Raw genomic sequence first — 1,410 nt, forward strand, 5'->3', positions numbered from 1 at the left:
CCATCAGGGCCAGCAGCGATGCCAGGGTCAGGGTGCCGAGGCCGCCGACGAAGATGCCGATCAGGATGACCAGCTGGCCGAAGAAGGACCAGTGAATGGCGGTCGACACCACGGTAAGCCCGGTCACACACACGGCGGACACGGCGGTGAAAAGGGCCTGGTGCAGCGGTGTCGCCTGCCCGGCGGCCGAGGATACGGGCAGCGTGAGCAGGGCAGTGAAGACCAGGATAACGACGACGAACACCGTCACCGCCAGCCGGGCCGGGGAGGTGTTCGCGATGTTGTCGACGAAGTCGCGCAACCGGGTGAAGATCCACAGGCCCTCGCGCTCCGGCTGGCCGGGGTGCCAGCTGGCCGGGTTCGCTGACCTCGACTGGCTTTGCGTCATGGGTGGAGTGTCCTTGGTTGAAACGGCGTCCCTCAGTAGTAAACCACTATATTCCGCGCAGGGACGGGGGACCGGACGGTGCGCTCGGGTAGCCTGTGATTGATGACCCTGCTGCCCGGACTCGCCCAGACCGCATTGCCGACGACGGTGGTGTGGGACTCGGCCATGACGGCATACAACTTCGGCCACAACCATCCGATGGCGCCGGAGCGGATGGAACTCACCGCCCGGCTGGCCCGCAGCCTGGGGTTGCTGGACCTGGACCACATCACGGTGGCGGCGCCCCGGGTTGCCAGCGACGAAGAACTGGCCGCCGTGCACAGCCCGGAATATGTCGCCGCTGTCCGCCGTGTCAGTGCGGACCCGGACACCCCCGAGCTGGAACGCGGCCTCGGCACCGAGGATGACCCGGCTTTCGCCGGCATGCACGAGGCCAGCGCACGGCTGGCCGGCGGGTCGCTGCTCGCGGCCGCCGCGGTCCTGGACGGCAGCGCGGTCCGGGCCGTGAATTTCGGCGGCGGCATGCACCACGCCTCCCGCGAACGGGCCAGCGGCTTCTGCATCTACAACGACGCCGCCCTGGCGATCCAGCGCCTGCTCGACGGCGGGGTGCAGCGGGTGGCGTATGTCGACGTCGACGCGCACCACGGGGACGGGACGCAGAGCATCTTCTGGGACGACCCGCGGGTCCTGACGATTTCGCTCCACGAGACCGGGCTGACCCTGTTCCCGGGGACGGGCTTCGCCAACGAAATCGGCGGCCCGAACGCCCTTGGCAGCGCTGTCAACGTGGCACTGCCGGCCGGGACCGGGGACGCGGGCTGGCTGCGCGCCTTCCACGCCGTCGTGCCCCAACTCATCGGCGCGTTCGAGCCGGAAGTCATTGTCAGCCAGCACGGCTGCGACTCGCACCGCCTGGACCCGCTGACGCACCTGAACATCAGCGTGGACGGCCAGCGCGAGGCGGCCACGGCTATCGGCAACCTCGCGGCCCGCTATTGCGAGAACCGGTGGATTTCCAC

At 69.1% G+C, this 1,410-nt stretch carries 1 protein-coding gene and 1 pseudogene; one reads left to right on the forward strand and one right to left on the reverse strand.

The window, feature by feature from the left end; all coding sequences use genetic code 11:
• A pseudogene (locus AB4Y86_RS18880) lies at positions 1–388 on the reverse strand (TrkH family potassium uptake protein); the annotation flags it as partial.
• Positions 389–490: 102 nt separating this feature from the next.
• On the opposite strand from AB4Y86_RS18880, the gene AB4Y86_RS18885 reads away from it, so the two are divergent.
• On the forward strand, positions 491–1,410 hold a 920-nt coding region (locus AB4Y86_RS18885; RefSeq protein WP_441403664.1), incomplete at its 3' end, for an acetoin utilization protein AcuC.

It is taken from the genome of Arthrobacter sp. 2YAF22_2, from assembly GCF_052114645.1.
In the GTDB taxonomy this organism is placed as follows: domain Bacteria; phylum Actinomycetota; class Actinomycetes; order Actinomycetales; family Micrococcaceae; genus Arthrobacter.